The organism is Pseudoalteromonas sp. J010 (genome assembly GCF_003934235.1).
GTDB lineage: Bacteria > Pseudomonadota > Gammaproteobacteria > Enterobacterales > Alteromonadaceae > Pseudoalteromonas > Pseudoalteromonas peptidolytica.
On the sequence record NZ_RDBW01000004.1, the window covers coordinates 116,712 to 140,999 of the forward strand.

The window sequence follows — 24,288 nt, forward strand, 5'->3', positions numbered from 1 at the left end:
GGCTGCTCTTGAATATTTGGTTCGTTTTATAGGAAATAGGAGGTTGTTGTTAGATGTTTGGCTTAACTGAATAAGGTTTGTCATACTCGCGTTATCAGCAACAGGTTTTCAGTAAAGGAATGGCAACGTGATTTATGCTTTGATTGCGGCGATTGGACTTTCTCTTTTTATCTATAGCATCACAGCTAGACAACTAGATAGAGCGGAGCTCACCGCCCCGATGTGGTTTATGCTAACCGGTGGAGTTATCGGGTTAGCGCTTGGTAATACTGAGGATGGACAGCAGGCATTCGCTGTTGATATTGATGGTCTACAAACACTGCTGCCAGTTATTGAGCTGACGCTTGCGATTTATTTATTTTCCGATGCTGCAAAAACGCGATTACGGGTGTTATCTCACAGCTTTCAGTTACCGGTTAAATTATTGCTCGGGCTGCCATTAACTATGGTATTTGGCGCTTGGGTGGCTCATGAGTTGTTTCAGTTATCTTGGTTGGCTTGCTTTTTAATTGCGGTAATAATCACTCCAACCGATGCCACTTTATGCAAAACCTTCATTCAGGATAAGTCTGTGCCCTCCAGATTACGTGAGGCAATTAATGTAGAAAGTGGCTTGAATGATGGCCTCTGTATTCCGGTATTTCTGTTTTTACTGGGAGTATTGGCTGAGCGAATGCAAGCGACGACTGAATCATTTGCTTGGATTTTTATTCGAGAAGTAGGGATTGCACTTGTTGTCTCGGGGTTACTGACCGGGGCGATCATTTGGTTACTTAAACGGGCCTATCAACATCATTACTTTGCGTCTAAAACTAGCCCTTTTCTCTTTGTAGGCATCGCTTTTTTAGTTTTCTCGGTAACCCAAGCTTTGCATGGCAGCGGTTTTATTGCTGCATTTGTCAGCGGTTTGCTGTTTGATAAATATTATCGTGATGCGTTTAAAGATCAGCTTATCGAGGAAGGGGAACACCTCGCTGAATTTGCGGCTTTTATCATTTGGATTGTGTTTGGTTTGTCGGCCAGTGTGGTGCTTTTGGCAGTCACAGAGTGGCAGGTTTGGGTGTACGCAGTGTTGGCGACCGCCTTATTTAGATTGCTCCCGGTATACCTTTGTTTATTAGGTGGTGATCTGACAACCAAAGAGCGTTTTACTTTAGCATGGTTTGGCCCTAAAGGCTTGGCGTCGGTGGTGCTAACCTTAATGCTACTCAGCGAAGAGTTGCCAAATGGCTTGCTAATTACCCAAGTGGCGATGGCAACGGTGTTGCTGAGCATTTTTGTATTTGGGCTATCTAGTCGACCCATTTCTAAATTATTTACCAGTGCTTTAGGTAGAGAGTGATGACTCCACATCATGCAAACTATACAGGGTAACTTCGCACTAAAATTGTATTGTTATATTATAACTCATTGTAAAGTAATATAATTTTTGTCACTTTGCTGAAATAAAAAAGTCATGTAACACGCCTAGACTGTGCCTGCCTTACAGACAAATATTACGTTTCAGGAACAGTACAATGAATAAAAAGTTACTTACAGTTGCTATCTCTGCAATATTACTTACCGCGTGTGATGACGACACTAAAACCGTTGAGGTGATCAAAGAAGTTGAAGTCATCAAAGAAGTACCAGTGCAAGAAGTGACACAAGTAAAGAATGTGATCCTTATGATCGGCGACGGTATGGGGCCACAGCAAGTTGGCTTACTTGAAGAATACGCTCAGCGCGCGCCAAACTCTACTTATAAAAATAAAGGCAACCAAACAGCGCTTTCTAAACTTGCTGCGGGTGGTCATTTGGGTCTATCGCTTAATGCGCCGCATGGGGCAACAGGCAGCCTTGTGACTGATTCCGCTTGTTCTGCAACACAGTTAGCTACGGGCATTGCAGCTGGCTCTGAAATGATAGGTCTTGATGCCGAAGGTAATAAAGTTGCAACTATCTTAGAAAAAGCTAAAGCAGCTGGTAAAGCAACAGGTCTTGTGTCAGACACCCGTATCACTCATGCAACACCTGCGGCTTTTGCTGCACATATGCCGCATCGTTCTTATGAAGCAGAAATCGCCGAACAGTTGGTACGTTCAGGCAATGTTGATGTGATGCTATCTGGTGGTGCACGTGTATTTGTACCAAAAAGTACACCAGATAATGCAGAGCTTAAAGCTCAGTTTGATGCGCTTGGTATGCCAAGTAGTGTATATAAAAAATCAAAGCGTGGCGATGAAACGAATCTCGTTGTTGAAGCAAAAGAGCAGCACGGTTATGGCCTTGCTTTTGATAAAGCACAGCTAAATAGTTTTGAAGGTGAGAAAGTACTTGGCCTATTTGCAAATTCAGGTATGAATGACGCAATTGCTTATAAAGCTTGTCAACAAAACGACAGCTGTTCGCAGCCTTCATTAAAAGAAATGACAATTAAGGCTTTGGATATTTTATCTAAAGATGAAGATGGCTTTTTCTTAATGATTGAAGGTGGTCAAATTGACTGGGCGGGTCACGCAAACGATGCGGGTTGGATGTTAAACGAGCTGCTTAAATTTGATGAAGCTGTTGAAGCTGTGCATGAATGGGTAAAAGACCGTAACGATACACTAGTCGTTGTGACTGCAGACCATGAAACGGGCAGTTTTGGCTTTAGTTACTCTAAGCATGAGCGTCCTGAAGCACAGACCCTGTCTGGCGATGGTATGTATGTAAATGGGGTTGCTAAAGAATATCACCCTAAATTTAACTTTGGCCCGCTTGCGCAACTAGACAAGCTTTACGCGCAAACAGGCACCTTCTTCGATATTCTAGCGGCAGCAGCTCCAGATGAAGCCTATGAGAATGTGTCTGGCTCAACGTGGCAAGCAACAATTGCAGATATGACAGCGTATACAGTGACGCTAGATAACGCGGCAAAAGTTGGTCAGAGCGTATACGATGAAAATAGCGCGGATATGATCCCTGCGTTTGAAGACTTTAGTGATTTCTATGTGTATGCGAAAGAAGACTATACAGGTAAAATTGCACGAGCGCTTGCGTCAGAGCAAAACGTTGTTTGGGGCACGGGCACCCATACCGCTGCCCCTGTCCCTGTTTATGCTTATGGCCCGCAAGGGGTAACTAAGCAATTTTCAACGATGCAGCATCACGTTGATATTGCCAATAAAATGATGGCTGCGCTTGGTTTAACTGAATAAACCAAGCCGAAAACTCATTAAGCCACAGCAATGTGGCTTTTTTCTGTCATTAAGGCCAGAAACTCATTTTGTGGTAGCGGCTTTGAATAGTAATAGCCTTGACCAAAGTCGCATCCTGCTTGTTTTAGCAGTTGATGTTGAGTGGCTGTTTCGACGCCTTCAGCAATAACACGTAAGCCCAATCGATGTGCCATTAGAATGATGATCTCACAAAGTGTTAAATCGTCTTCATTAGTGGCGATACTGTCCACAAAGCGCTTATCTATTTTTACAAAATGGCAATCTAATTGTTGTAAATAAGCCAAAGAAGAATAACCGGTGCCAAAGTCATCAAGTGCAAATTGAAAACCATGTTGTTTTAGTCGCTCAACACGTTGCTTAGTACGACTATCATTATGCAGCATCATACCTTCAGTAACCTCGAGCACGACTTGCTTTGCAGCGATGTTTAACGTGGTTAATTTGTCATGCCAAGATGCAAGTGTGCAGTTTTTCGCGGCAAATTGTACCGGAGATACATTAATACTTATTTGGGTATCATGACCTAAGTGCTGTAACTGAGTCAGAGTATCCAGTGATTGTGTGAAAGCAAAATCACCAATATTGTGAATTAATTGGGTTTCTTCAGCTAAGGGAATAAACTCAGCTGGGCTTACCATACCTTGCTCAGGATGACGCCATCGTATCAGTGCTTCTGCTTTTACAATATGGTTGTCATGCAATGACACAATCGGCTGATAGTGCATTTCAAACTGGCTGTGATTGAGCGCTGTTCGGATACCTTTAAGCATTTGCATTCTTGATTCTGCTACTTTTCGCAAAGTATCATCAAAGATGACATAGCCGTTGCGGCCTTGTTGCTTCGCTCGATACATTGCTTGGTCGGCGGCTTTTAATAATGACTCAGCGCCATTACCATCGTTTGGGGTCGCGGCAATTCCAATACTCGCAGTAATGTGGCACTGCTCATCTTGGATCTCAAATGGCTGTTTTAATGCGGACTGAATTTGCGCAGCGAGTGCCTTACACTCGGTTTTATTCTCATCATCAGGTAGGACAAACACAAACTCATCACCACCAATACGTGATAAAAACGCCTGTGGCGAGATTTTTTTGAGCCGCTCGGCCACGGATTTTAGTAATAAATCACCGTAATAGTGACCTAAAGTATCGTTAATATCTTTAAAATTATCGAGATCTAGTAGTAATACAGCCGTGCGTCGTTTGCTACTATGAACTTGCTTTTTCAGGTGCTTTTTTAGGCCAACGCGATTGTGCAGATCTGTGAGTTCGTCAAAATGCGCCTGTCGCCAAATTAGCGCATCTTTTCGTTTTATTTCTGTAATATCGGTGAAAATAGCAACACGACGGTAGATCTCTCGATTCTTGTCATAGACACTGTCGATGGTTAACCACTCGGTATACAGTTCACCATTTTTCTTGCGATTAACGATTTCACCTTGCCAGCGACCGTGTTCATTTAATTGTTTCCACATAAGTTTATAGAAGCTGTGATCATGCTGCCCAGAGCTTAGTATGGAGGTTGRTTTACCTAATACTTCTGCACGGGTGTATCCTGTCACTTTAGTAAATGCAAGGTTAGCGTCTAATATAAAGCCATTAGCGTCGGTAATTATCATGCACTCGCTACTGTTATTGTAAACTAGCGCCGCCAGATTTAAGGCTTCTTCTTGGTGTTTACGCTGACTAATATCACGAAAAATAAGCAGGGCTTGAGGGTGTGACTCAATCGCACATAGGCGACACTCAACAACTTGATTGGCTGTGGGGGAAAACTCCAGTTGTACGTAGGTGTCATCGTTTAACATCGCGAGCTCTGCACAGATCCTCTTGTATATATGCTCGGGCAACAGTGCCTCTAGGGTGTGAGCACCATCTGTGTAAGCACCATATCGAGACAAGATTTGTGCGTGTTGGTCTAGGCGTACATAACTATCTGGTAAGGCATTAATTAACGCTCTGACTACCGCGAGTCTGTGGTTGGCGTTATCTTCTGCGGCTAGCCTCGTTCTTGCCATGTGTGCAAAACGTTCAGCAATATGCTCAAACTCACTCGGTACTTTTGTAGCTTCAAAATCAGAGTCTTGTTTACCGGATTCTAATTTGGCAATGGCGTGCGTTAAAGTTCGTAATGGCTTAAGCAGTTGCTGTTTTAGCTGCCAATGTGTTTGCCAAAATAACAGGGCGACCACCGAAAAGAAAATCCCCAAGAATATGGCAAAGCGGTTGTCAATCTTGCTTAACTGAGATTCAAAATCAAAACTAAAATAAATTTGTAAAGCGCGGCCGCTGCTATCTAAAGGTTGTTTAACATAGACTAAGCGGTTGCCTTGTGGCGTTTTAAGTAAGGTCGCTTGCTGTTGCAAATTGCGAGGCCAAGCTGTACTTACAGCGCGACCAAGCTCAGCCTTAGAGGCTGGGTATTGTGCAATGATCTGATCTTTTGCATCAGCTATCATAACGCGCGTCCCAACAGGCAAAGGTAGTTTTGCAAGGGTTTGACTCCAATGAGTCAAGCCCTTTACGGCAACGAGCATAAACAAAAACTGCTGTTGTTGATCATAAATAGGCAGCGCAAAGTTCACGGTAGCGCGCTGCATACTTCTGTCTATCTGATATTCACCGACACTGAATTTGGCGGTGCGCATGGCTGCTTTAAAATAGCCTCTGTCAGCAATATTGATGGCTCCTTGTCCGGTTTGGTGCGTGGTACAGAGAACATCTCCTTGGGCGTTGACTAWGCCAAGGTTCGCCAAATTTGGGCTGAGTAGCATCGCATGATACAAAAGGGCAGGACAATTACCATTGTCTACTTTAAGGTGGTCAATACGAGTCGATAATTGCTGCAACACAAGTTCTGTATCGGCAAGCTCTACCTGTTGGATAGCCGCAACCTGCTTAGCATAATGTAAAGCTTGTTGTGACTGTTGTGTTAACGCCTGCTGACGTTGCTCACATAATAAGAATAAAATAATGATCAAACATGGCAAGCAGAGTAGAACAAGTAAGCGATAAAATCGAAACTTTATTGAAGAATTTAGAATAATCCCACCTGTGGAGCTGATCAAAGAGCGCGAATGATACCGAATCCAAAGGGGACAACCAAGCAAATTTGCATAAATAATTCACTGTTTTTGGGACTGTCACGCTCTCCTTGAAGTTAGGAATTTTTAATTTCTAATTTTAAAGTATGAGATGATTATCAAGTCAAAATTATTGGTGTTTTTTCTGTTCTCCACTTTTTTCCACCAAATTCATGATCTTCCACAAATCCCGCGATTTTTCTGGCTTGCAAAGGTGTTAAAGGTACCGACTTAGCTTGACAAAAGTGCTTGTCAAGCCCTAGACTGTTCTTCTGTGGTAAAAAGTGGGTTTTAGTGGATCAAACTGGATCAGCCAACTTATAAATAGGGTCACTCATGTTTCGAGGTGCAAGTTCGCTAGCTTTGGATGACAAAGGGCGCTTTGCGGTACCAACCAAGTACCGTCAACCGCTGCTGTCTGAAGCTCAGGGGACGGTTATTTGTACTATTGCGATCAATGAACCTTGTTTGTGGCTTTACCCACTCACCGAATGGCTAGAAATTGAGACCAAATTAAGTCGCATCTCTAACACCAATCCCAGAGTAAGGCGCTGGCAACGCATGTTGCTCGGTCATGCTACAGAATACCAACTAGATAAAAACGGCAGAATTTTATTAGCTCCGGCACTACGAGCACATGCACAGCTTGGGAAAAAAATTATGCTAGTTGGATTGCTAAATAAATTTGAAATTTGGGATGAAGAACGCTGGTATCAGCAAATGCAAGCAGATACTGAAATTGAACATTCAGGAAACTTTGAGGAAAGCCCTGAATTGGAAAACTTTTCCTTGTAGGGGTAGATAAATTAATGAGCGAAGAGTTTAAGCATATTTCGGTGTTAATGGCCGAAACATTAGATGCTCTAGCAATCAATCCCGAAGGTATTTATATCGACGGAACATTTGGACGAGGTGGGCACTCAGGCGAAATCCTCAAGCGATTAACCTCTGGGCGTTTGCAAGCGATTGATCAGGATCCTCAAGCGATCAAAGCTGCTCAGAAGTTTGCTGATGATACGCGTTTTGCAATCGCGCGCAGTCGTTTCTCAGAAATAAAATCAGTCGCTGAAGAGGCTGGGATTTTAGGTCAAGTCGACGGTATTTTACTGGATATAGGCGTATCTTCTCCTCAACTTGATGATGCCGATCGTGGTTTTAGTTTTATGAAAGACGGGCCACTGGATATGCGGATGGATCCTGATTCGGGTCGAAGTGCTGCTCAATGGCTCGCTGAAGCTGAACTAGAAGAAATGGTGTTTGTGATAAAAAAATACGGTGAAGAGAAGTTTGCCACCCGTATTGCACGTAAAATCATCGAAACACGCGAGCACACCGCAATTACCACCACGGCGCAATTAGCACAATTAATTGATGATGCTGTGCCTGTGAAAGATAAGCACAAGCACCCCGCAACTCGTACTTTTCAAGCTATTCGAATTTATATTAACAGTGAGTTAGAAGAAATTCAGACGGCATTGCAAGCCTCCCTAGCGGTATTAAAACCTGGTGGGCGGTTAGTGGTGATCTCGTTCCATTCCTTAGAAGATCGTATCGTAAAGCAGTTTATCAAGAAGCAGAGTAAGGGAGAGGCGATACCCAGAGGTCTGCCTTTAACGGATGAACAACTTAAACAAAATCTCACCTTAAAGGCAGTGGGTAAAGCCATTAAACCGAGCGATCAAGAGATTGCACTGAACCCACGTTCTCGCAGCTCGGTATTGCGAGTGGCGGAGAAGCTCTAATGAATGCCAGCAAGCAACGCCAACCGAATCTGTTTGTCGAAATTAGCCACTTCTTAATTTCTAATAAGCTAACGGCGTTGTTGCTGCTGACGATCTTGATTTCTGCACTTTGTGTTGTTCAGATCACACATTTAACTAGGCAACAATTAATACTACAAGATGAGCTATTACAGCAACGTGATGAATTAGATCTGCAATGGCGTTACCTCGTTGTTGAAGAGGAATTTTATTCACAGCATGCAAGGATTGAAGAGATTGCCAAGATGCAGCTAGAAATGAAACGTCCAACAAGTAAAGACGAACAGGTGATTGTGCTGCCATGAATAAGCCAAAGCAAAAGACTCAATCAATCATCACTTGGCGCTTTGCGCTGGTATGTGGCGTGATGCTTATGGTTTTTATGACTTTGGTCGCACGAGCGGCATTTTTGCAAGTCATAGAGCCTGATAAAGCGATTAAAGAAAACGAAAAGCGTACAGTTCGTGTTGAAAAGTTAAATGTTCAGCGCGGGATGATTTTTGACCGAAATGGCAAAGAGCTTGCGGTAAGCGTGCCTGTGGTAAGTGTGTATGCTGATCCTTTAGCTATCGATAAAGCGCTGGCAAAAAAGGTACTTCGTAAAGCTCGTAAAGAGGGAGAAGACCACAAAGCGTTGGCACAAAACGAGCCTGAGTTGACATTGCGAAAACAAGCTTGGTATGACGATGAAATCCGCTGGAAAGAACTCGCCGATGTGCTCAGGCTAAAACCACAAAGTGTCGATGAACGGCTTCGGGGAGACCCAAGCCGTCGTTTTGTTTATTTAAAGCGGCAAGTGACAGCCGTTGTCGCTAATTATATTCGTCAAATGCGCCTACCAGGCGTTCACTTGCTTGATGAGTCCAAGCGCTTTTACCCAAGTGGTGAAGTCACGGCACATATGATCGGTGTAACCGATATTGACGGCAAAGGTATTGAAGGTGTGGAGCGGATGTTTGACTCTGCGCTCACCGGCACAGCTGGTAAACGTACAATCCGTAAGGATGCTCAAGGCCGCGAGGTTCAGGTTTTATCTGAAGAACAACGTGTTGAGCCTGAAGATGTGTACTTAAGTATTGATTTACGTATTCAAGCCATCGCGTACCGAGCGCTAAAATCCGCAGTTTTGAGCTATAAAGCCACTTCTGGCTCAGCAATGGTGGTAGATGTCCATACAGGTGAAATTTTAGCTTTGGTCAACAGCCCAAGTTTTAATCCTAATGATCTTAGCACGGCAGCGCCCTATAAACGTCGTAACCGCGCCATGACAGATTTGTTTGAACCAGGTTCAACGCTGAAGCCTTTGGCTGTGTTAGCAGGGCTACATTATGGCGCAATTCAAGCTAATGACATGATAAATACACACCCAGGTTGGATGAACCTAAGTGGTGGGTTGGTTAAAGATACACGTAATAATGGTGAGCTAAGCCTCAGAGAAATTCTTAAAATCTCCAGTAACATGGGGGTGGCTAAAATTTCGCAAATGCTACCGAAAGAAGCGTTCATCAATCTTTATCAACAAGTTGGTTTTGGCGAACCAACAGGGTCCAATATGATTGGTGAAAGTGCAGGATTGTTTTATCCAAACCGCCGCTGGTCTAACTTCGAAATTGCAACTTTGTCTTATGGCTACGCGGTTTCTGTGAGTACGGCACAAATGGCAAGGTTATATGCCATGTTTGGCGCTGGAGGCATATTGAGACCTTTGACCATAGTGAAGCAAGATGAAGTCCCAGAGGGGAGACGTATATTTAGCGAGCAAGATACTCAAGCTGTAGTGGAAATGATGGAATCTGTATTTGAGCGTGGCGGCACCGCCCATAACGTAAAAGTTGATGGGTATCGCGCTGCGGGGAAAACCGGTACTTCAGAAAAAGCAGTAGCAGGCGGCTATGGTGATGAGTATGTTGGTTATTTCGCGGGGGTCGCACCGGTGAGCGATCCGCGACTTGCGGTGGTTGTTATGGTTAATGAGCCTGCAGGTGATGTTTATTACGGCGGCCAAACTGCGGGACCGGCTTTTGCAGAAATCATGTCCAATGCACTAAGAATTTTAAATGTAGCGCCAGATAAAGGGCGTGTAGCGTATGTTTCAGGAGCCGATAATGATGCGTGATTTGGCTCAAATATTAAGTGAATTTGGAGTCAATACTCACACTATTGAAGTTAAGAACTTACGAATTGATAGTAGAGCGATTGAACCTGGAGATTGCTTTATTGCGTTACAGGGGCATACCCAAAACGGCGCTAAATATGCTGCCAGTGCAATTGCGCAAGGAGCTAAGTGCGTATTAGCTGAAACAGCAAGTGAACCAAATGTGGCACCAGAGCAGGTTATTTTTGTGGATAACCTAACTGAGAAACTAGCGGCTATCGCTGCCCAATTTTATTGCCAGCCAAGCAAAAAGCTGAAATTAACAGGGGTGACCGGTACCAATGGCAAGTCTACGACTACTGCCATGATTGCTAATTTAGCCACTTTAGTTGGCCGTGCAGGAGCGGTGGTTGGGACTCTTGGCTTTGGTCATCCTGATAGACTTATTCCATTGGCAAATACCACGCCATCAAATGTCGACTTACAACGTATTCTCGCTACGTTGAGCCGCGATTTTACGCACGTAGCTATGGAGGTTTCTTCTCACGGTTTAGTTCAGGGGCGCGTTGATGAGTGTGACTTTGATGTGGCGATTTTCACTAACCTGACTCGTGATCACCTTGATTATCATGGTGATATGCAAAGCTACGCAGAAGCCAAAAAATTACTTTTTACCCGTTGTGCGCCTAAGCACAAGGTCATCAACATTGATGACGAGGTTGGTGCTAGCTGGGCGCATGCCCTCAATGATGAAACTCTCGTAGCTTATGGGCGCTGGGATGCAAAACATGCGTTCAAGCAATATGTGTTTTTTGATGCAGTATCAACACATCCGCATGGTTTGAGCGCGACATTAAAAACCAGCTGGGGTGAGTGTCAAATTAACGTGCCACTCTATGGTGAGTTTAACCTGTATAACTTAACTGCTGCGTTTGCCAGCTTACTCCTTCAAGGAGAATGCCTCGAAACACTAGCCTGTGCCTGCGTTAAATTATCGCCGGTAGCTGGGCGTATGGAGCCTTATAGTGCACCAGAAAAGCCAACTTGTATTGTCGATTATGCCCATACCCCCGACGCTTTAGCGCTAGCGTTACAAGCATTACGTGCACATGTCCCAGGCGAGCTTATCTGTGTGTTTGGTTGTGGTGGTGATAGAGACAAAGGCAAACGTCCTGAGATGGCCCGAGCGGCGGAAAAGTTTGCGGATAAATTGGTGATCACCAGTGACAATCCTCGCAGTGAAGATCCTAATGTAATCATTGCAGATATTAAGGCAGGACTCATCAACCCTGAGTATGCTGTCTGCCAGCCAGATAGAGGGCTGGCCATTCAACACGCGATAGCGCTGGCTGATAAAAATAGTGTGGTGTTGATCGCGGGTAAAGGTCATGAAGATTATCAGATTATAGGTACTGAGCGCATTGATTTTTGCGATAGGCAATGTGTTACAGCGATTTTAAAAGGGGAAAAGGCATGATCAAGATGGATTTCTCTTGGCTTGCAGCAGTCTTAAAAACCTCTTACAACGGGGAGAATTTGGCAGTCGCCAACATCAATACGGACACCAGAACCATTGAGTCTGGAGAAGTATTTTTAGCGCTTAAAGGGCCTAACTTTGATGGCCATCGCTTTTTGGAAGTGGCTAAGGCGCGGGGCGCGATAGCGGCTATTGTATCTTGCCCTGATGAAGATATTGATTTAGTGCAGTTTGTCGTTGATGACACCCGTATTGCTTTAGGTCAAATTGGTAAAGCTGTGATTGACACTGTGGCGCCTAAAACCATTGCGATCACCGGCAGTGTTGGAAAAACCACGGTAAAGGAAATGTGCGCTGCTATTTTAGCGCAAAAAGGCAAAGTGTTAGCAACAAAAGGTAATTTTAACAATGATATAGGTGTTCCTTTAACCTTGCTGCGGTTGACTGAAGAAGATCAATATGCGGTGGTTGAATTAGGTGCTAATCATTTAGGGGAAATAGCCTATACCACAGCGCTCGTGAGTCCCGATGTTGCCACTGTATGTAACGTTGCACCTGCACACATTGAAGGGTTTGGCTCAATAGATGGTGTAGGTAAAGCCAAAGGGGAAATCTTTTCAGGCCTAAAAGCAAATGGTGTCGCTGTGATTAACGCAGATAGCGATTACGCTGCGATGTGGCAAGAAAACCTAACTGTCACGAATGTTAAACGTTATAGCTTACATGAACAGCTCGACATATGGGTGGACGAGGTGGTGCTAGACGAGTTGGCTAGACCTACCTTTAAGTTATGCCGAGACAACCAGAGTGTCAGGGTTAGCTTACCACTTTCAGGACAACACAATGTCAGTAATGCGCTCATTGCTGCGGCGTTAACAACTGAGTTAGGTGCCAGCCTTGAAGAAGTGGCTACGGGTCTTGCACAGATGGCTGAAGTGAAAGGCCGGGTCAACATGATCCAAGTGTCGGATACGCTACGAGTTGTTGATGATACTTACAATGCCAATGTCAAATCGGTCAACGCCGCCATTGATTTACTGGCTTCGATGTCAGGCTATAAAGTATTAGCGCTAGGTGATATGGCTGAGCTTGGTGAAGGGGCTCGTGAGTATCACAAAGAAGTAGGCGAGTACGCGAAACAGCAAGGCATTGATGAGTTGTTTTCTTTGGGGGTGCTAAGTAGTAGCGCCAGTAATGTATTTGAAAAACCAAATCGTCATTTCTCCACAAGAGAAAGTTTGATGAAGGCGTTAAAAGTAGTGTTGGCTGAGCAATCAGGCCGATGCACTGTCATTGTAAAAGGATCACGTAGCGCGCGGATGGAATTGCTGGTTGAAGAATTAGTAAACGCTGGCCAGTCGGATAGCGAGACAGGAGAAGTAACATGTTAGTTTGGCTAGCCGAGTATCTTACCCAATACTACTCAGGGTTTAACGTTTTTTCTTACCTCACTTTAAGAGCGATTTTAGGTATTTTAACAGCCTTGATGATCTCTTTATATTTCGGTCCAAAACTTATTGCGGCACTACAGCGCATGCAGATTGGACAAACAGTACGCGATGATGGCCCTGAATCTCATCTTTCTAAATCTGGTACACCAACCATGGGCGGGATTTTGATCCTTGCAGCTATTTTTACCAGCACGTTACTTTGGGGAGATTTGAGTAACAAATATGTATGGGTAACGCTGTTTGTGATCGGCAGCTTGGGTATTGTGGGTTTTGTTGATGATTATCGCAAAGTGATCAGAAAAGACAGTAAAGGCCTTATCGCCCGTTGGAAATACTTTTGGCAGTCAGTGATCGCAATCTCTACCGCTGCATTTTTATACTTCACCTCAACCAATGCGGCTGAAACAACCCTAGTTGTGCCATTTTTGAAAGATGTCCTACCGCAACTTGGTTTGTTCTACTTGGTGATGAGCTATTTTGTGATTGTGGGCACTTCAAATGCCGTTAACCTTACAGACGGTCTTGATGGGTTGGCGATAGTACCAACTATCTTGGTTGCTTCGGCTCTTGCCATTATCGCTTATGTGACTGGTAACGCGAATTTCTCAAGCTACCTTCATATTCCTCATTTACCACTAACAAGTGAGTTGGTGGTGGTCTGTACTGCAATTGTTGGTGCTGGACTTGGCTTTTTATGGTTTAACACGTATCCCGCACAAGTGTTTATGGGGGATGTTGGCTCGTTAGCCCTTGGTGGTGCACTTGGTATTATTGCAATTCTGGTGCGCCAAGAATTGGTGTTGATCATTATGGGGGGCGTATTTGTTATGGAGGCACTGTCCGTTATTTTACAAGTTGGCTCGTACAAGCTCCGAGGACAGAGAATTTTTAGAATGGCACCTATTCATCATCACTATGAACTAAAAGGCTGGCCTGAACCTCGCGTGATCGTGCGCTTTTGGATCATTTCAATCATTTTGGTGCTAGCAGGTCTTGCCACGTTGAAGATTAGATAATGACGTATATTGAACAATTACAAAAAAAACATATCACCGTACTGGGGCTTGGCGTCACAGGACAAGGGATTGTGCGTTTTTTATTGTCGCACGGTATCAATCCAAAGGTGGTAGATAGCCGTCCGGTTCCTCCCTGTGCAGATTGGCTGAATCATAATGCACCGGATTGTGAGGCGGTATTTGGCAACCTTGCAGATGCCGCTTTGGCACAGACCGACCTTATCATTATCAGCCCAGGGATCCCGCTTTTTGAACAGAGCGTGGCACAGGCTATTGCTAAGGGAGTGGAGGTGATTGGTGATATTGAATTATTTGCTCGACTGAACACTCGCCCAGTTATTGCTGTAACTGGGTCAAATGGCAAGTCGACAGTGGTGAGTCTGGCAACAGAAGTACTCAAAGCCGCAGGGTTAAAAGTTGGACTTGGCGGAAATATTGGCACGTCAGTACTGTCAATACTCGATGATGAACACGATGTGTATGTGTTGGAGCTATCTAGCTTTCAGCTAGAAACAACCCACAGCTTGGCTTGCTTGTCTGCGATGATCTTGAATATTACAGAAGATCATATGGACAGGTATCCAGATTTTCAGGCCTATATTAAAGCCAAGCAGCGTATTTACCAGCATGTTGAACATATTGTTTTTAATGCTGAAGATCAACATACCTTTGCAGAACATGGTCAAGGCAGCAGTGTATCCCTCACTGAAGGGGATTATCATTTGATGAAGGTGGCACATGAACCTTATTTTGCCTACAAGCAAACGCCATTATTGCCAGTAAGCTCGCTTGCGATGGTGGGTAAACACAACCAGTTTAATGCTTTAGCCGTGTTGGCATTATTGGCGCCGATGCAGCTGCCAACTAGTGCATTTGCCACTGCATTTGGAGCGTTTCGTGGCTTGCCTCATCGTTGTCAATTGGTTGCGGATGTTGCTGGCGTGCGCTATTTCAATGATTCGAAAGCCACCAATGTCGGGTCAACGGTGGCTGCGATTGAATCATTAGCAAACACTAAGCGAAATATTATCTTGATAGCCGGCGGTGATGCCAAAGGTGCCGATTTAACACCGTTGAAAGCACCGCTAAACGCACACTGTAAAGCATTATTTTGTTTTGGTCAGGACGGTGAGCAGTTTATGCCGCTGCTGCGCAACAGCCATAGAGTCAATAATCTTAAAGAAGCGGTTATTGCGGCAAAGAGTATTGCTACCATTGGGGATATTGTCTTGCTTGCGCCTGCGTGTGCCAGCATAGATATGTATCCAAATTATATGGCTCGCGGTGATGAGTTCGTTCAGTTAGTGGAGGAACACACGCTTGTTTAGTATCACAAACCTAAGAGAGGCTTTAACGCCTCGCCAGTCCGAAAGCTTGTTTGACGTGCCATTGATGTACTGCATGCTGATGCTTATTGGAGTGGGGTTTGTGATGGTCACGAGTGCATCAATGCCGGTTGCTGAGCGCCTGTTTGATAATCCGCTGCACTTTACTATTCGGCATGTCATTTTTTTAGTCGGCTCTTTTTTACTGTTTTGGTTTACCTCAAATATTCCGATGACTTGGTGGAAACGGAGCAATCCATATTTGTTACTTTTTGGACTGATATTATTGGTTGCAGTACTGATTATCGGCAGAGAAGTGAATGGCGCGAGACGATGGATCCCGTTGGGGCCGTTTGGTCTGCAAGTTGCTGAAGCGTCAAAGCTATTTTTCTTTAGTTATATTGCGGGTTATTTGGTACGCAAACGTGATGAAGTACAAGAGAATATCAAAGGCTTCGCCAAGCCCATGATAGTATTTGCGGCTTACGCATTTTTAATTTTAATGCAGCCTGACTTAGGAACTGTAGTGGTCATGTTTGTCACAACGGTTGGTTTGTTATTTTTAGCAGGCGCAAAGTTATGGCAGTTTTTCACTTTGATGTTAACAGGGGTTTCTTTGGTGGTGTTACTCATCATCATTGAGCCTTATCGAATGAAGCGAGTAGTCGGTTTTTTAAATCCTTGGGAAGATCCATTTGGTGCCGGTTATCAATTAGTACAGTCGTTGATGGCTTATGGACAGGGAGGCTGGTTTGGTCAAGGTTTGGGCAATAGCATCCAAAAACTACAATACCTGCCAGAGGCGCATAACRACTTTATTTTTGCTGTCATCGCTGAAGAGCTCGGCTTTGTTGGTGTATTCAGCATTATCATTTTACTGGGTGTGTTAGTGACTCGAGCGCTTTTTATTGGTCAAAAAGCACTGAAGGCCAATAAGGAGTATGAGGGGTACTTTGCGCTGGGGATTGGTATTTGGTTTGCTTTTCAAGCCGTTGTAAATATTGGCGCAAGTGCAGGGATCTTGCCCACCAAAGGCCTCACTCTGCCATTTATCTCTTATGGTGGTTCGAGTCTTTGGGTGATGACAATTGCGGCTGCTATTCTACAGCGTATTGATTTTGAAACTAAAATGTCGACAAGGCAAGCAACATCCCGTGGAGGTAGGCGATGACAAAGCGTCTTCTTGTGGTTGCGGGCGGTACAGGAGGGCACATTTTTCCTGGTATTGCTGTAGCACAGTTTCTACAAAGCCAAGCCTGGCAAGTGAGCTGGGTTGGGACTGCCGATAGAATGGAAGCCGACGTGGTTCCACGTTACGGCTTTGAGATAGATTTTATTGCCGTGAAAGGGGTTCGTGGTAATGGTATAAAACGCTTAATTACCGCGCCATTTATGGTGCTGAAGGCCATACTTGCAGCCAAAAAGATATTGCGACAACGCAAGCCCGATGTGGTTTTGGCTATGGGAGGCTATGTGACGGGGCCTGTTGGTGTGGCTGCAAAACTGCTTGGGATCCCTTTGGTGATCCACGAGCAAAATGCAGTTGCGGGAATGAGTAACAAACTATTGGCTAAAATTGCCACCAAAGTATTGGCAGGGTTTCCAGGAGCATTTAGTGAAAAGCTCGCTGATGTCGTAGGCAACCCTGTGAGAGCGAGTGTGGCTGAGATAACAGAAAAATCGCCTTCGGTACCGTTAAACATATTGATAGTGGGTGGCTCGCTTGGCGCACGTGCACTCAATGAAGTGGTACCTGAAGGGCTGGCTCAGTTACAACAACAAGCACCTGATGTATCACTGGCAGTTCGCCATCAAAGTGGCAAAAATAATCAAAATGACGTGCAAAAATATTATGAAAATGTGGGTGTTAATGCTGAAGTCAGCGAGTTCATTCATGATATGGACACCGCATACGCTTGGTCAGATATTGTAATTTGCCGGGCAGGCGCCTTGACTGTAAGTGAAATCGCGGCTGCTGGAAAAATGGCAGTATTTGTGCCTTTCCCACATGCTGTTGATGATCACCAAACAGCGAATGCTCAGTTTTTAGTCTCAGCGGGGGCTGCACAGCTAGTACAGCAATCACAGTTGAGCGCTGAAACACTCACGCAGATATTATTGCCCTTAGTCACTGAGCCGAAAAAAATTGCACTGATGGCGGCTAAAGCGAGACAATGCGGTAAGTCGGAGGCAACGGCTAAAGTTGCCCATATTTGTACAGAATTATCGAATTAGGAATGTAAATGGAAGCTTCAAGCAGAAGAGCAATGCGACGTATCAACACCATCCACTTTATTGGAATTGGTGGTGCTGGTATGGGTGGTATTGCCGAAGTGCTGGCCTTTGAAGGTTACCGTATCACAGGTTCAGACATTGCTAACAGTGCAATGACTGAGCGTTTAAGCAAAATGGGCGCTGAGGTTTTCATAGGCCACCATGCCGATAATGTAAAAACCGCAGATGTGGTTGTAGTGTCTAGCGCAATTAATGAGCAAAATCCAGAGATCCAAGCTGCGCTTGCCAATCGAACACCGATTGTTCGACGTGCAGAAATGCTTGCCGAACTGATGCGCTTTCGCCACGGTATAGCAGTCGCTGGAACGCATGGTAAAACGACAACAACAAGCTTGATTGCGAGTATTTTTGCCAAGGCACAGTTAGACCCTACTTTTATCATTGGCGGTCTATTAAATAGTGCTGGTAGCAACGCCAAAGTAGGTAGCAGTGAGTACCTTATTGCGGAAGCAGATGAAAGCGATGCGTCGTTTTTACACTTGCAGCCAATGGTATCTGTAGTTACAAATATCGAAGCAGATCATATGGATACTTATGATGGTGACTTTGAAAAAATGAAAGACACCTACATAGAGTTTATCCATAATTTACCGTTTTACGGTTTAGCGGTTGTTTGTATTGACTCCCCTGTAGCAAAAGAGCTACTACCTCGCTTTGCAAGACCCACTATTACTTATGGCGAAGCGGCGGACGCTGACTATCAGTTATTTGATTTCACACAAACACAGAGTGAATCACACTTTAAAGTAAAAACAAAAGAAGGTGAGGTGCTTGAGGTTACACTCAATATGCCAGGTAAGCACAATGCTCTCAATGCTGTGGCGTCGATAGCTGTTGCTAAAGATCACAACATTGAAAATGATGCGATTTATCAAGCATTAGCGAGCTTTGAAGGCGTTGGTCGTCGTTTCCAACATTATGGTGCATTTAAAAACGAAGTTGGAGAAGTGATGTTAGTTGATGACTACGGACATCATCCCTCTGAAGTCGCTATGACCATCCAAGCTGCAAAAGCTGGCTGGCCAGATAAGCGCCTTGTGATGATCTATCAGCCTCATCGTTATAGCCGCACAAGAGACCTATATGAAGATTTCGTAAAAGTACTATGTGATGCTGATAAGTTACTGCTGTTGGATGTTTACAGTGCTGGTGAAACACCAATTGTTGGTGCCGATAGTAAAAGTTTGTGCCGTAGCTTACGTCAACGTGGCGTAGAGCCTATTCATATCAGCGATCATGCTGAACTTGCGCAAGTATTAGCAACCACGCTACAAGATGGGGATTTAGTGTTAACGCAAGGGGCTGGTAATATTGGCCAAATCGTAAAACAGCTAGCCGCAACAGGGCTATCAATAGAGCAATTAAAACAGAGTAAGTTATGAGTAGTCAGTTTGGTAAAGTAGCAGTATTACTTGGTGGCAGTTCAGCTGAGCGAGAGGTTTCGCTTAAGTCTGGTAATGCGGTATTAAATGCTTTTGTTAGCCAAGGTGTTGACGCAATTGCTTTTGACCCAGCAGAGCGTAATTTATGGGAACTGAAAGAACTCGGTGTGGAACGCGTATTCATTGCGCTACATGGTCGTGGTGGCGAAGATGGCACGATTCAGGGCGCTCTTGAGTTTATGGGGATCCCATATACAGGCAGCGGTGTATTAGGTAGCGCGCTTGCGATGGATAAAGTTCGCTGCAAGCACTTATTTCAGTCGGCAAAGCTCAGCACTGCATCTTACGCTGTCGTAAGCAAAGAAACGGGATTTGATGCTAAGGCACTCATAGCACAATTTGGTAAAGTTATGGTCAAGCCGAGCCACGAAGGCTCTAGTATTGGTATGGCACAAGCCGATAGCGAAGAAAGCCTCACTGGAGCACTAAATAACGCCTTCAAATTTGACGACCAAGTTTTAGTAGAGCAATGGATCACAGGTCGGGAATTTACGGTGTCTATGCTAGGTAAAAATGCGCTCCCCGTTATTGAAATGCGTACCCCACGTGGGTTTTACGATTACGAAGCTAAGTACCAAGTTAATAGCACTCAATACTATTGCCCTGCAGAGATTAGCGCAGCGCATACTGAACAATTACAGGTGATGGCAAAACACGCGTTTGAATTGGTTGGCGCGACGGGGTGGGGGCGAGTTGACGCAATGCAAGATGAGCAGGGGCATTTCTATTTATTGGAAGTCAATACCGTTCCCGGCATGACAGAAAAGTCTCTCGTGCCTATGGCTGCAAAAGCAACGGGTGTAAGTTTTGAGCAATTAGTTGTTCGCATTTTGGAGCAAACCCTTTAAGATGCGAGCATTTTTGGTGAAGGCAAAGCTTATCAGTTCCAAAGTGAACTGGCCCCTATTCTGGGGACTGGGCTTTTTCTTTGCTGTTATTTTTACATTGATACGAGGTACATACTGGGTAAGCGATTGGTTAGTCGTGCATCATGATGCACAGATAAAAACGCTAAAAGTACTTGGTAAGCCTTATTTTACCAATGAAGATGACATTGTAACGGCGATAAAAACGACCGACTTAACGAGTTTCTTTAAATTGGATGTAAAAGCGGTGCATGAGGCCGTAAAGTCGCTTCCATGGATTGCCACGGTATCGGTTAGAAAACAATGGCCGGATACACTGCAAGTATATGTGGTGGAGCATAAACCCGTTGCACATTGGAATAGCGACTTATTACTCAATAGTGATGGTGAAGTATTTCAAGCGATAAGCAACAAATTACCAGAAGGGCTACCGGAGTTATATGGCCCTGAAGGCAGTGCTGAGGAAGCTTGGCACACATTTAAGCAGTTTAAAGCTTTACTAGCCGTGAACCAGTTTACGTTGGAGAGTCTCGCGCTTTCTGAACGTTTTGCTTGGCAATTATGGCTAAATAACGGCATCCGCTTGAATTTGGGACGAGAAGATAAAGCAAAACGAGTACAACGTTTTATAGATGTATATCCTCGCATGGAGCGCCCTGAAGGCAAAGTGATAGACGTGATTGATTTAAGATACGACACGGGACTGGCAGTGAGTTGGAAAGAACCCATTGAGCAGAAAGAACAACAAAATAACAAGAGTGAAGCATGACGAAGTCGGCAGAAAGAAACTTAGTGATTGGATTGGATGTGGGCACATCAAAGGTCGTCGCCACGGTTGGGGAAATCACTGTGGACAATCAACTTAGTATTGTCGGTGTTGGGCGCCAAGATTCTCACGGAATGGACAAAGGCGGAGTGAATGACTTAGACCTTGTTTCTGAATCCATCAAGCGTGCCGTAGATGAAGCTGAGCTAATGGCAGATTGTCGAATTAGCTCGGTATATTTGGGGATTTCTGGCAAACACATTCAATGTCAAAATGAAAGTGGTGTAGTCGCAATTAACAACGCGGAAGTGACGGATGATGATATTGCCAATGTTATCCATATTGCACGCTCTGTGCCTATGTCTGCTGAGCGCAAAATGCTGCATTCATTGCCACAGGAATATAGCATCGATATGCAAGAGGGAATTAAAAACCCACTAGGCATGAGCGGTGTTCGAATGGAGGCAAAAGCTCATATTATTACATGCTCGAATGATATGGCTAAAAACATCGAAAAGTGTGTTGAACGCTGCGGTCTACAAGTTGATCAGTTAACGTTTAATGCACTGGCGTCGTGCTACTCGGTACTGACGGAAGATGAAAAAGAACTGGGTGTTGCAGTATTAGATATCGGTGGTGGCACCATGGATATTGCAATTTATGTTAATGGTGCATTGCGTCATACCGCGGTTATTCCTGTTGCTGGAAATCAAGTGACGGGAGATATTGCAAAAATATTTAGAACACCTATTTCGCATGCCGAGTCTCTGAAAGTACAATATGCGTATGCCGCAAGCCAAATGGCCTCAAGTGAAGAAACCATAGAAGTACCAAGTGTGGGTGGGCGACCTGCACGGATAATGTCGCGTCATACATTATCTGAAGTAGTAGAGCCTAGATTCAGAGAGCTATTTGAATTAGCGCAAGACGAAATTCGTCGTTCTGGGTTTGAAGACCAAATTGCGGCTGGCCTTGTGCTCACCGGCGGTAGCGCCAAGATGCAAGGAGCACAAGAAGTAGCTGAAGATATATTCCAAATGCCAGTCAGAATAGGTAAACCGATTGGTATTAAAGGATTAACTGATTATGTGGATGACCCTGCATATGCAACAGCCGTTGGCCTATTACAATATGGTCGATCGCTGCAATCGATGAATGCACAGAAGTCGAAAGCAGATGTAGAGGGGAGTTGGTGGAACCGTGTTACAAAATGGTTCCAAGGCGAGTTTTAATACTCAAGTCGGAGAGTGAAGATGTTTGATATTATGGAACAGCACAGCGAAGAAGCTGTCATTAAAGTCATCGGTGTTGGTGGCGGTGGTGGTAATGCCGTAGAACACATGGTGAATCAAGAAATTGAAGGTGTTCGTTTTATTGTTGCGAATACTGATGCACAAGCGCTACGCCGTTCATCCGCGGATGTTACGGTACAGCTTGGTACACAAATTACTTCGGGCTTAGGTGCTGGCGCAAACCCTGAAGTGGGTAAAAGCGCAGCGGAAGAAGACCTTGAGACTATAAAAAGTAGTCTAGAAGGCGCCGATATGGTCTTTATTGCCGCAGGTATGGGTGGTGGTACAGGTACTGGTGCTGCACCTGTGGTTGCTCGCGCGGCAAAAGAATTAGGTATTTTGACTGTCGCTGTAGTTACGCGCCCATTTGACCTAGAGGGCAAAAAGCGTATGGCGGCAGCTGAGCAGGGGATTGCCGAGTTGTCAGAAATTGTAGATTCACTTATTACAATTCCGAACAACAAACTGCTTAAAGTTCTTGGTAAAGGGACTACACTGCTAGATGCGTTTGCTAAAGCGAATGATGTACTCTACGGCGCAGTTCAGGGGATCGCAGAGCTGATCACTCGCTCAGGTCTAATCAACGTTGACTTTGCAGATGTAAGAACGGTGATGTCAGCAATGGGGACGGCTATGATGGGAACTGCATCAGCAACAGGCCCAGACAGAGCACAAGAAGCTGCTGAAGCTGCAATTTCTAGCCCGTTGCTAGAAGATGTTGATTTAACTGGTGCAAAAGGTATCTTGGTAAATATTACTGCGGGTATGGATATCACTATCGAGGAGTTTGAGGTAGTTGGTAATCATGTCAAAGCACTGGCGTCAGAAAATGCGACAGTTGTGGTTGGTGCGGTAATTGATCCTGAAATGAGTGAAGAGCTAAGAGTTACCGTCGTAGCTACTGGCTTGGGTGGAGATCGTCGTCCTCAGTTTGGTATTGTAGACAATGGCTTCAAGCAAGCGTCAGGTTCGGATGCGGTAGGTGGCACACAATCAAGCTCACAAACTAGCATGTACGTACCAAGTTTTACACAGCCACAAACGTCATCAGCTGAGCCGGAACAGCCAGCTGAAGCGCCAGCTCCTCAAGTGCAAGAGCAAAAAGCAGCACCGAAGCCGGCCACAAATGCGAGCAATGATAGTAAGGAAAAAGGCGACTACTTCGATATTCCTGCTTTCTTGCGTAAGCAGTCAGACTAAAGTTGGTATAAAAATTAAACAGAGATTGGCAGTCTGGCGGAACTATGTTATACTCCGCCGCCTATCTGAAATTTAAGTGGGCGAATATATGATTAAACAACGTACGATTGCACAAGTCGTAAAAGCCACAGGTGTAGGTTTACACAAAGGTGAAAAGGTCACGATCACTCTCCGACCAGCTGGTGTGAATACAGGTGTTGTATTTCGCCGCGTTGATCTAGACCCAGTTGTTGACTTTGAAACAACGCCAGAAGCTGTGGGCGACACGCAACTGTGTACGTGTTTAACGAATAAAGACGGTGTTCGCTTGTCTACTACTGAGCATTTGATTGCTGCGGTAGCTGCACTTGGGATTGATAATCTAATTGTTGAATTAGATAGCGCTGAAGTGCCGATTATGGATGGCAGTGCATTGCCATTTATCTACTTAATTCAGAAAGGCGGTATTGAAGAACAAAATGCTGCTAAGCGTTTTATTCGCATTAAAGAGAAGGTGCGTGTTGAAGACGGCGACAAATGGGCTGAAATAGAGCCTTACGACGGCTTTCATATCGACTTTGAAATTGACTTCAACCATCCTGCAATAAATGCGAGCCGCCAACGTATTGGTTTAGACATCACTGCACAAAGCTTTACTGAAGAGATCAGCCGAGCGCGTACTTTTGGTTTCATGCGAGACATTGAGTACATGCACGCCAACAATCTTGCACTAGGTGGCAGCATGGATAACGCAGTGGTGCTGGATCAGTTTAAAGTATTGAACCCTGATGGGCTTCGTTATGCGGACGAATTTGTAAAGCACAAAATTTTAGACTGTGTTGGCGACATGTTTATGGCGGGCCACAACATTCTAGGAAAAATTTCATGCTACAAATCAGGTCACGGCCTTAACAACATGTTACTGCGCGAGATTATGGCGACAGAATCAGCATGGGAGTGGGCAACCTTTGAAGAGCCGGTCAGCATGCCTGCACCAGGTATGGAAGCTGGTATCAATACTGCAACTGCTTAAAAATC

19 protein-coding genes are annotated in these 24,288 nt (G+C 44.7%); 18 read left to right on the top strand and 1 reads right to left on the bottom strand.

Annotation, left to right across the window (positions count from 1 at the left end):
• Positions 1-127: 127 nt before the first annotated feature.
• Together EAG18_RS03700 and EAG18_RS03705 are read left to right on the top strand one after the other, a co-directional pair.
• Positions 128-1,342: a cation:proton antiporter gene (locus EAG18_RS03700; protein ID WP_125251055.1), complete on the top strand. Its 1,215-nt coding sequence runs from the start codon at positions 128-130 to the stop codon at positions 1,340-1,342.
• Between the two features lie 175 nt (positions 1,343-1,517).
• Positions 1,518-3,182 carry an alkaline phosphatase gene (locus EAG18_RS03705; protein ID WP_125251056.1) on the top strand — a complete coding sequence of 555 codons (1,665 nt, stop codon included), beginning with the start codon at positions 1,518-1,520 and terminating at the stop codon, positions 3,180-3,182.
• 17 nt (positions 3,183-3,199) lie between these two features.
• Here the strand turns inward: EAG18_RS03705 and EAG18_RS03710 are convergent, their stop codons facing one another.
• On the bottom strand, positions 3,200-6,184 hold the full coding sequence (locus EAG18_RS03710; RefSeq protein WP_275557223.1) for an EAL domain-containing protein: 2,985 nt from the start codon (positions 6,182-6,184) through the stop codon (positions 3,200-3,202).
• Between the two features lie 438 nt (positions 6,185-6,622).
• On the opposite strand from EAG18_RS03710, the gene mraZ reads away from it, so the two are divergent.
• The 16 genes from mraZ to lpxC all read left to right on the top strand — a co-directional run bounded on the left by mraZ (position 6,623) and on the right by lpxC (position 24,283).
• On the top strand, positions 6,623-7,081 hold the full coding sequence (mraZ, locus tag EAG18_RS03715) for a division/cell wall cluster transcriptional repressor MraZ (protein ID WP_125251058.1): 459 nt from the start codon (positions 6,623-6,625) through the stop codon (positions 7,079-7,081).
• Positions 7,082-7,095: 14 nt separating this feature from the next.
• Positions 7,096-8,028, top strand: a complete 933-nt coding sequence (rsmH, locus tag EAG18_RS03720) for a 16S rRNA (cytosine(1402)-N(4))-methyltransferase RsmH (protein WP_125251059.1) — start codon at positions 7,096-7,098, stop codon at positions 8,026-8,028.
• A complete protein-coding gene (gene ftsL, locus EAG18_RS03725) occupies positions 8,028-8,351 on the top strand; it encodes a cell division protein FtsL (protein WP_125251060.1) in 324 nt (107 codons plus the stop codon). Before rsmH ends, ftsL begins: the two co-directional genes overlap by 1 nt.
• The gene (locus EAG18_RS03730) at positions 8,348-10,162 is read left to right on the top strand and encodes a penicillin-binding transpeptidase domain-containing protein (RefSeq protein WP_125251061.1); all 1,815 of its coding nucleotides are present in this window, start codon (positions 8,348-8,350) and stop codon (positions 10,160-10,162) included. The genes ftsL and EAG18_RS03730 overlap by 4 nt, the downstream gene beginning before the upstream one ends.
• Positions 10,155-11,618, top strand: a complete 1,464-nt coding sequence (gene murE / locus EAG18_RS03735; RefSeq protein WP_125251105.1) for a UDP-N-acetylmuramoyl-L-alanyl-D-glutamate--2,6-diaminopimelate ligase — start codon at positions 10,155-10,157, stop codon at positions 11,616-11,618. Before EAG18_RS03730 ends, murE begins: the two co-directional genes overlap by 8 nt.
• Positions 11,615-13,009, top strand: a complete 1,395-nt coding sequence (gene murF / locus EAG18_RS03740; protein WP_125251062.1) for a UDP-N-acetylmuramoyl-tripeptide--D-alanyl-D-alanine ligase — start codon at positions 11,615-11,617, stop codon at positions 13,007-13,009. The genes murE and murF overlap by 4 nt, the downstream gene beginning before the upstream one ends.
• The gene (mraY, locus tag EAG18_RS03745; RefSeq protein ID WP_125251063.1) at positions 13,003-14,085 is read left to right on the top strand and encodes a phospho-N-acetylmuramoyl-pentapeptide-transferase; all 1,083 of its coding nucleotides are present in this window, start codon (positions 13,003-13,005) and stop codon (positions 14,083-14,085) included. Before murF ends, mraY begins: the two co-directional genes overlap by 7 nt.
• Positions 14,085-15,413, top strand: coding sequence for a UDP-N-acetylmuramoyl-L-alanine--D-glutamate ligase (gene murD / locus EAG18_RS03750; RefSeq protein WP_125251064.1), 1,329 nt, complete (start codon positions 14,085-14,087; stop codon positions 15,411-15,413). Before mraY ends, murD begins: the two co-directional genes overlap by 1 nt.
• Positions 15,406-16,581 carry a cell division protein FtsW gene (ftsW, locus tag EAG18_RS03755; RefSeq protein ID WP_125251065.1) on the top strand — a complete coding sequence of 392 codons (1,176 nt, stop codon included), beginning with the start codon at positions 15,406-15,408 and terminating at the stop codon, positions 16,579-16,581. Before murD ends, ftsW begins: the two co-directional genes overlap by 8 nt.
• Entirely contained in the window at positions 16,578-17,645 is a 1,068-nt protein-coding gene (gene murG, locus EAG18_RS03760; protein ID WP_125251066.1) for an undecaprenyldiphospho-muramoylpentapeptide beta-N-acetylglucosaminyltransferase, read from the top strand. The genes ftsW and murG overlap by 4 nt, the downstream gene beginning before the upstream one ends.
• Positions 17,646-17,653: 8 nt before the next feature.
• Positions 17,654-19,087 carry a UDP-N-acetylmuramate--L-alanine ligase gene (murC, locus tag EAG18_RS03765; RefSeq protein ID WP_125251067.1) on the top strand — a complete coding sequence of 478 codons (1,434 nt, stop codon included), beginning with the start codon at positions 17,654-17,656 and terminating at the stop codon, positions 19,085-19,087.
• Positions 19,084-19,995 (top strand): D-alanine--D-alanine ligase, encoded by a 912-nt coding sequence (locus EAG18_RS03770; protein ID WP_125251068.1) that lies wholly within the window; start codon positions 19,084-19,086, stop codon positions 19,993-19,995. Before murC ends, EAG18_RS03770 begins: the two co-directional genes overlap by 4 nt.
• A gap of 1 nt (position 19,996) precedes the next feature.
• Positions 19,997-20,782 carry a cell division protein FtsQ/DivIB gene (locus EAG18_RS03775; RefSeq protein ID WP_125251069.1) on the top strand — a complete coding sequence of 262 codons (786 nt, stop codon included), beginning with the start codon at positions 19,997-19,999 and terminating at the stop codon, positions 20,780-20,782.
• The gene (ftsA, locus tag EAG18_RS03780) at positions 20,779-22,011 is read left to right on the top strand and encodes a cell division protein FtsA (RefSeq protein WP_125251070.1); all 1,233 of its coding nucleotides are present in this window, start codon (positions 20,779-20,781) and stop codon (positions 22,009-22,011) included. The genes EAG18_RS03775 and ftsA overlap by 4 nt, the downstream gene beginning before the upstream one ends.
• Positions 22,012-22,032: 21 nt before the next feature.
• Positions 22,033-23,271 (top strand): cell division protein FtsZ, encoded by a 1,239-nt coding sequence (ftsZ, locus tag EAG18_RS03785; protein WP_125251071.1) that lies wholly within the window; start codon positions 22,033-22,035, stop codon positions 23,269-23,271.
• Between the two features lie 88 nt (positions 23,272-23,359).
• Positions 23,360-24,283 (top strand): UDP-3-O-acyl-N-acetylglucosamine deacetylase, encoded by a 924-nt coding sequence (gene lpxC / locus EAG18_RS03790; RefSeq protein ID WP_010368639.1) that lies wholly within the window; start codon positions 23,360-23,362, stop codon positions 24,281-24,283.
• Positions 24,284-24,288 lie beyond the last annotated feature (5 nt).

What these genes read in the sequence shown, in the direction of transcription:
- EAG18_RS03705 (WP_125251056.1), top strand. Translation starts at nt 1,518, where the DNA reads ATGAATAAAAAGTTACTTACAGTTGCTATCTCTGCAATATTACTTACC.
- mraZ (WP_125251058.1), top strand. Translation starts at nt 6,623, where the DNA reads ATGTTTCGAGGTGCAAGTTCGCTAGCTTTGGATGACAAAGGGCGCTTT.
- rsmH (WP_125251059.1), top strand. Translation starts at nt 7,096, where the DNA reads ATGAGCGAAGAGTTTAAGCATATTTCGGTGTTAATGGCCGAAACATTA.
- ftsL (WP_125251060.1), top strand. Translation starts at nt 8,028, where the DNA reads ATGAATGCCAGCAAGCAACGCCAACCGAATCTGTTTGTCGAAATTAGC.
- EAG18_RS03730 (WP_125251061.1), top strand. Translation starts at nt 8,348, where the DNA reads ATGAATAAGCCAAAGCAAAAGACTCAATCAATCATCACTTGGCGCTTT.
- murE (WP_125251105.1), top strand. Translation starts at nt 10,155, where the DNA reads ATGCGTGATTTGGCTCAAATATTAAGTGAATTTGGAGTCAATACTCAC.
- murF (WP_125251062.1), top strand. Translation starts at nt 11,615, where the DNA reads ATGATCAAGATGGATTTCTCTTGGCTTGCAGCAGTCTTAAAAACCTCT.
- mraY (WP_125251063.1), top strand. Translation starts at nt 13,003, where the DNA reads ATGTTAGTTTGGCTAGCCGAGTATCTTACCCAATACTACTCAGGGTTT.
- murD (WP_125251064.1), top strand. Translation starts at nt 14,085, where the DNA reads ATGACGTATATTGAACAATTACAAAAAAAACATATCACCGTACTGGGG.
- murG (WP_125251066.1), top strand. Translation starts at nt 16,578, where the DNA reads ATGACAAAGCGTCTTCTTGTGGTTGCGGGCGGTACAGGAGGGCACATT.
- murC (WP_125251067.1), top strand. Translation starts at nt 17,654, where the DNA reads ATGGAAGCTTCAAGCAGAAGAGCAATGCGACGTATCAACACCATCCAC.
- EAG18_RS03770 (WP_125251068.1), top strand. Translation starts at nt 19,084, where the DNA reads ATGAGTAGTCAGTTTGGTAAAGTAGCAGTATTACTTGGTGGCAGTTCA.
- EAG18_RS03775 (WP_125251069.1), top strand. Translation starts at nt 19,997, where the DNA reads ATGCGAGCATTTTTGGTGAAGGCAAAGCTTATCAGTTCCAAAGTGAAC.
- ftsA (WP_125251070.1), top strand. Translation starts at nt 20,779, where the DNA reads ATGACGAAGTCGGCAGAAAGAAACTTAGTGATTGGATTGGATGTGGGC.
- ftsZ (WP_125251071.1), top strand. Translation starts at nt 22,033, where the DNA reads ATGTTTGATATTATGGAACAGCACAGCGAAGAAGCTGTCATTAAAGTC.
- lpxC (WP_010368639.1), top strand. Translation starts at nt 23,360, where the DNA reads ATGATTAAACAACGTACGATTGCACAAGTCGTAAAAGCCACAGGTGTA.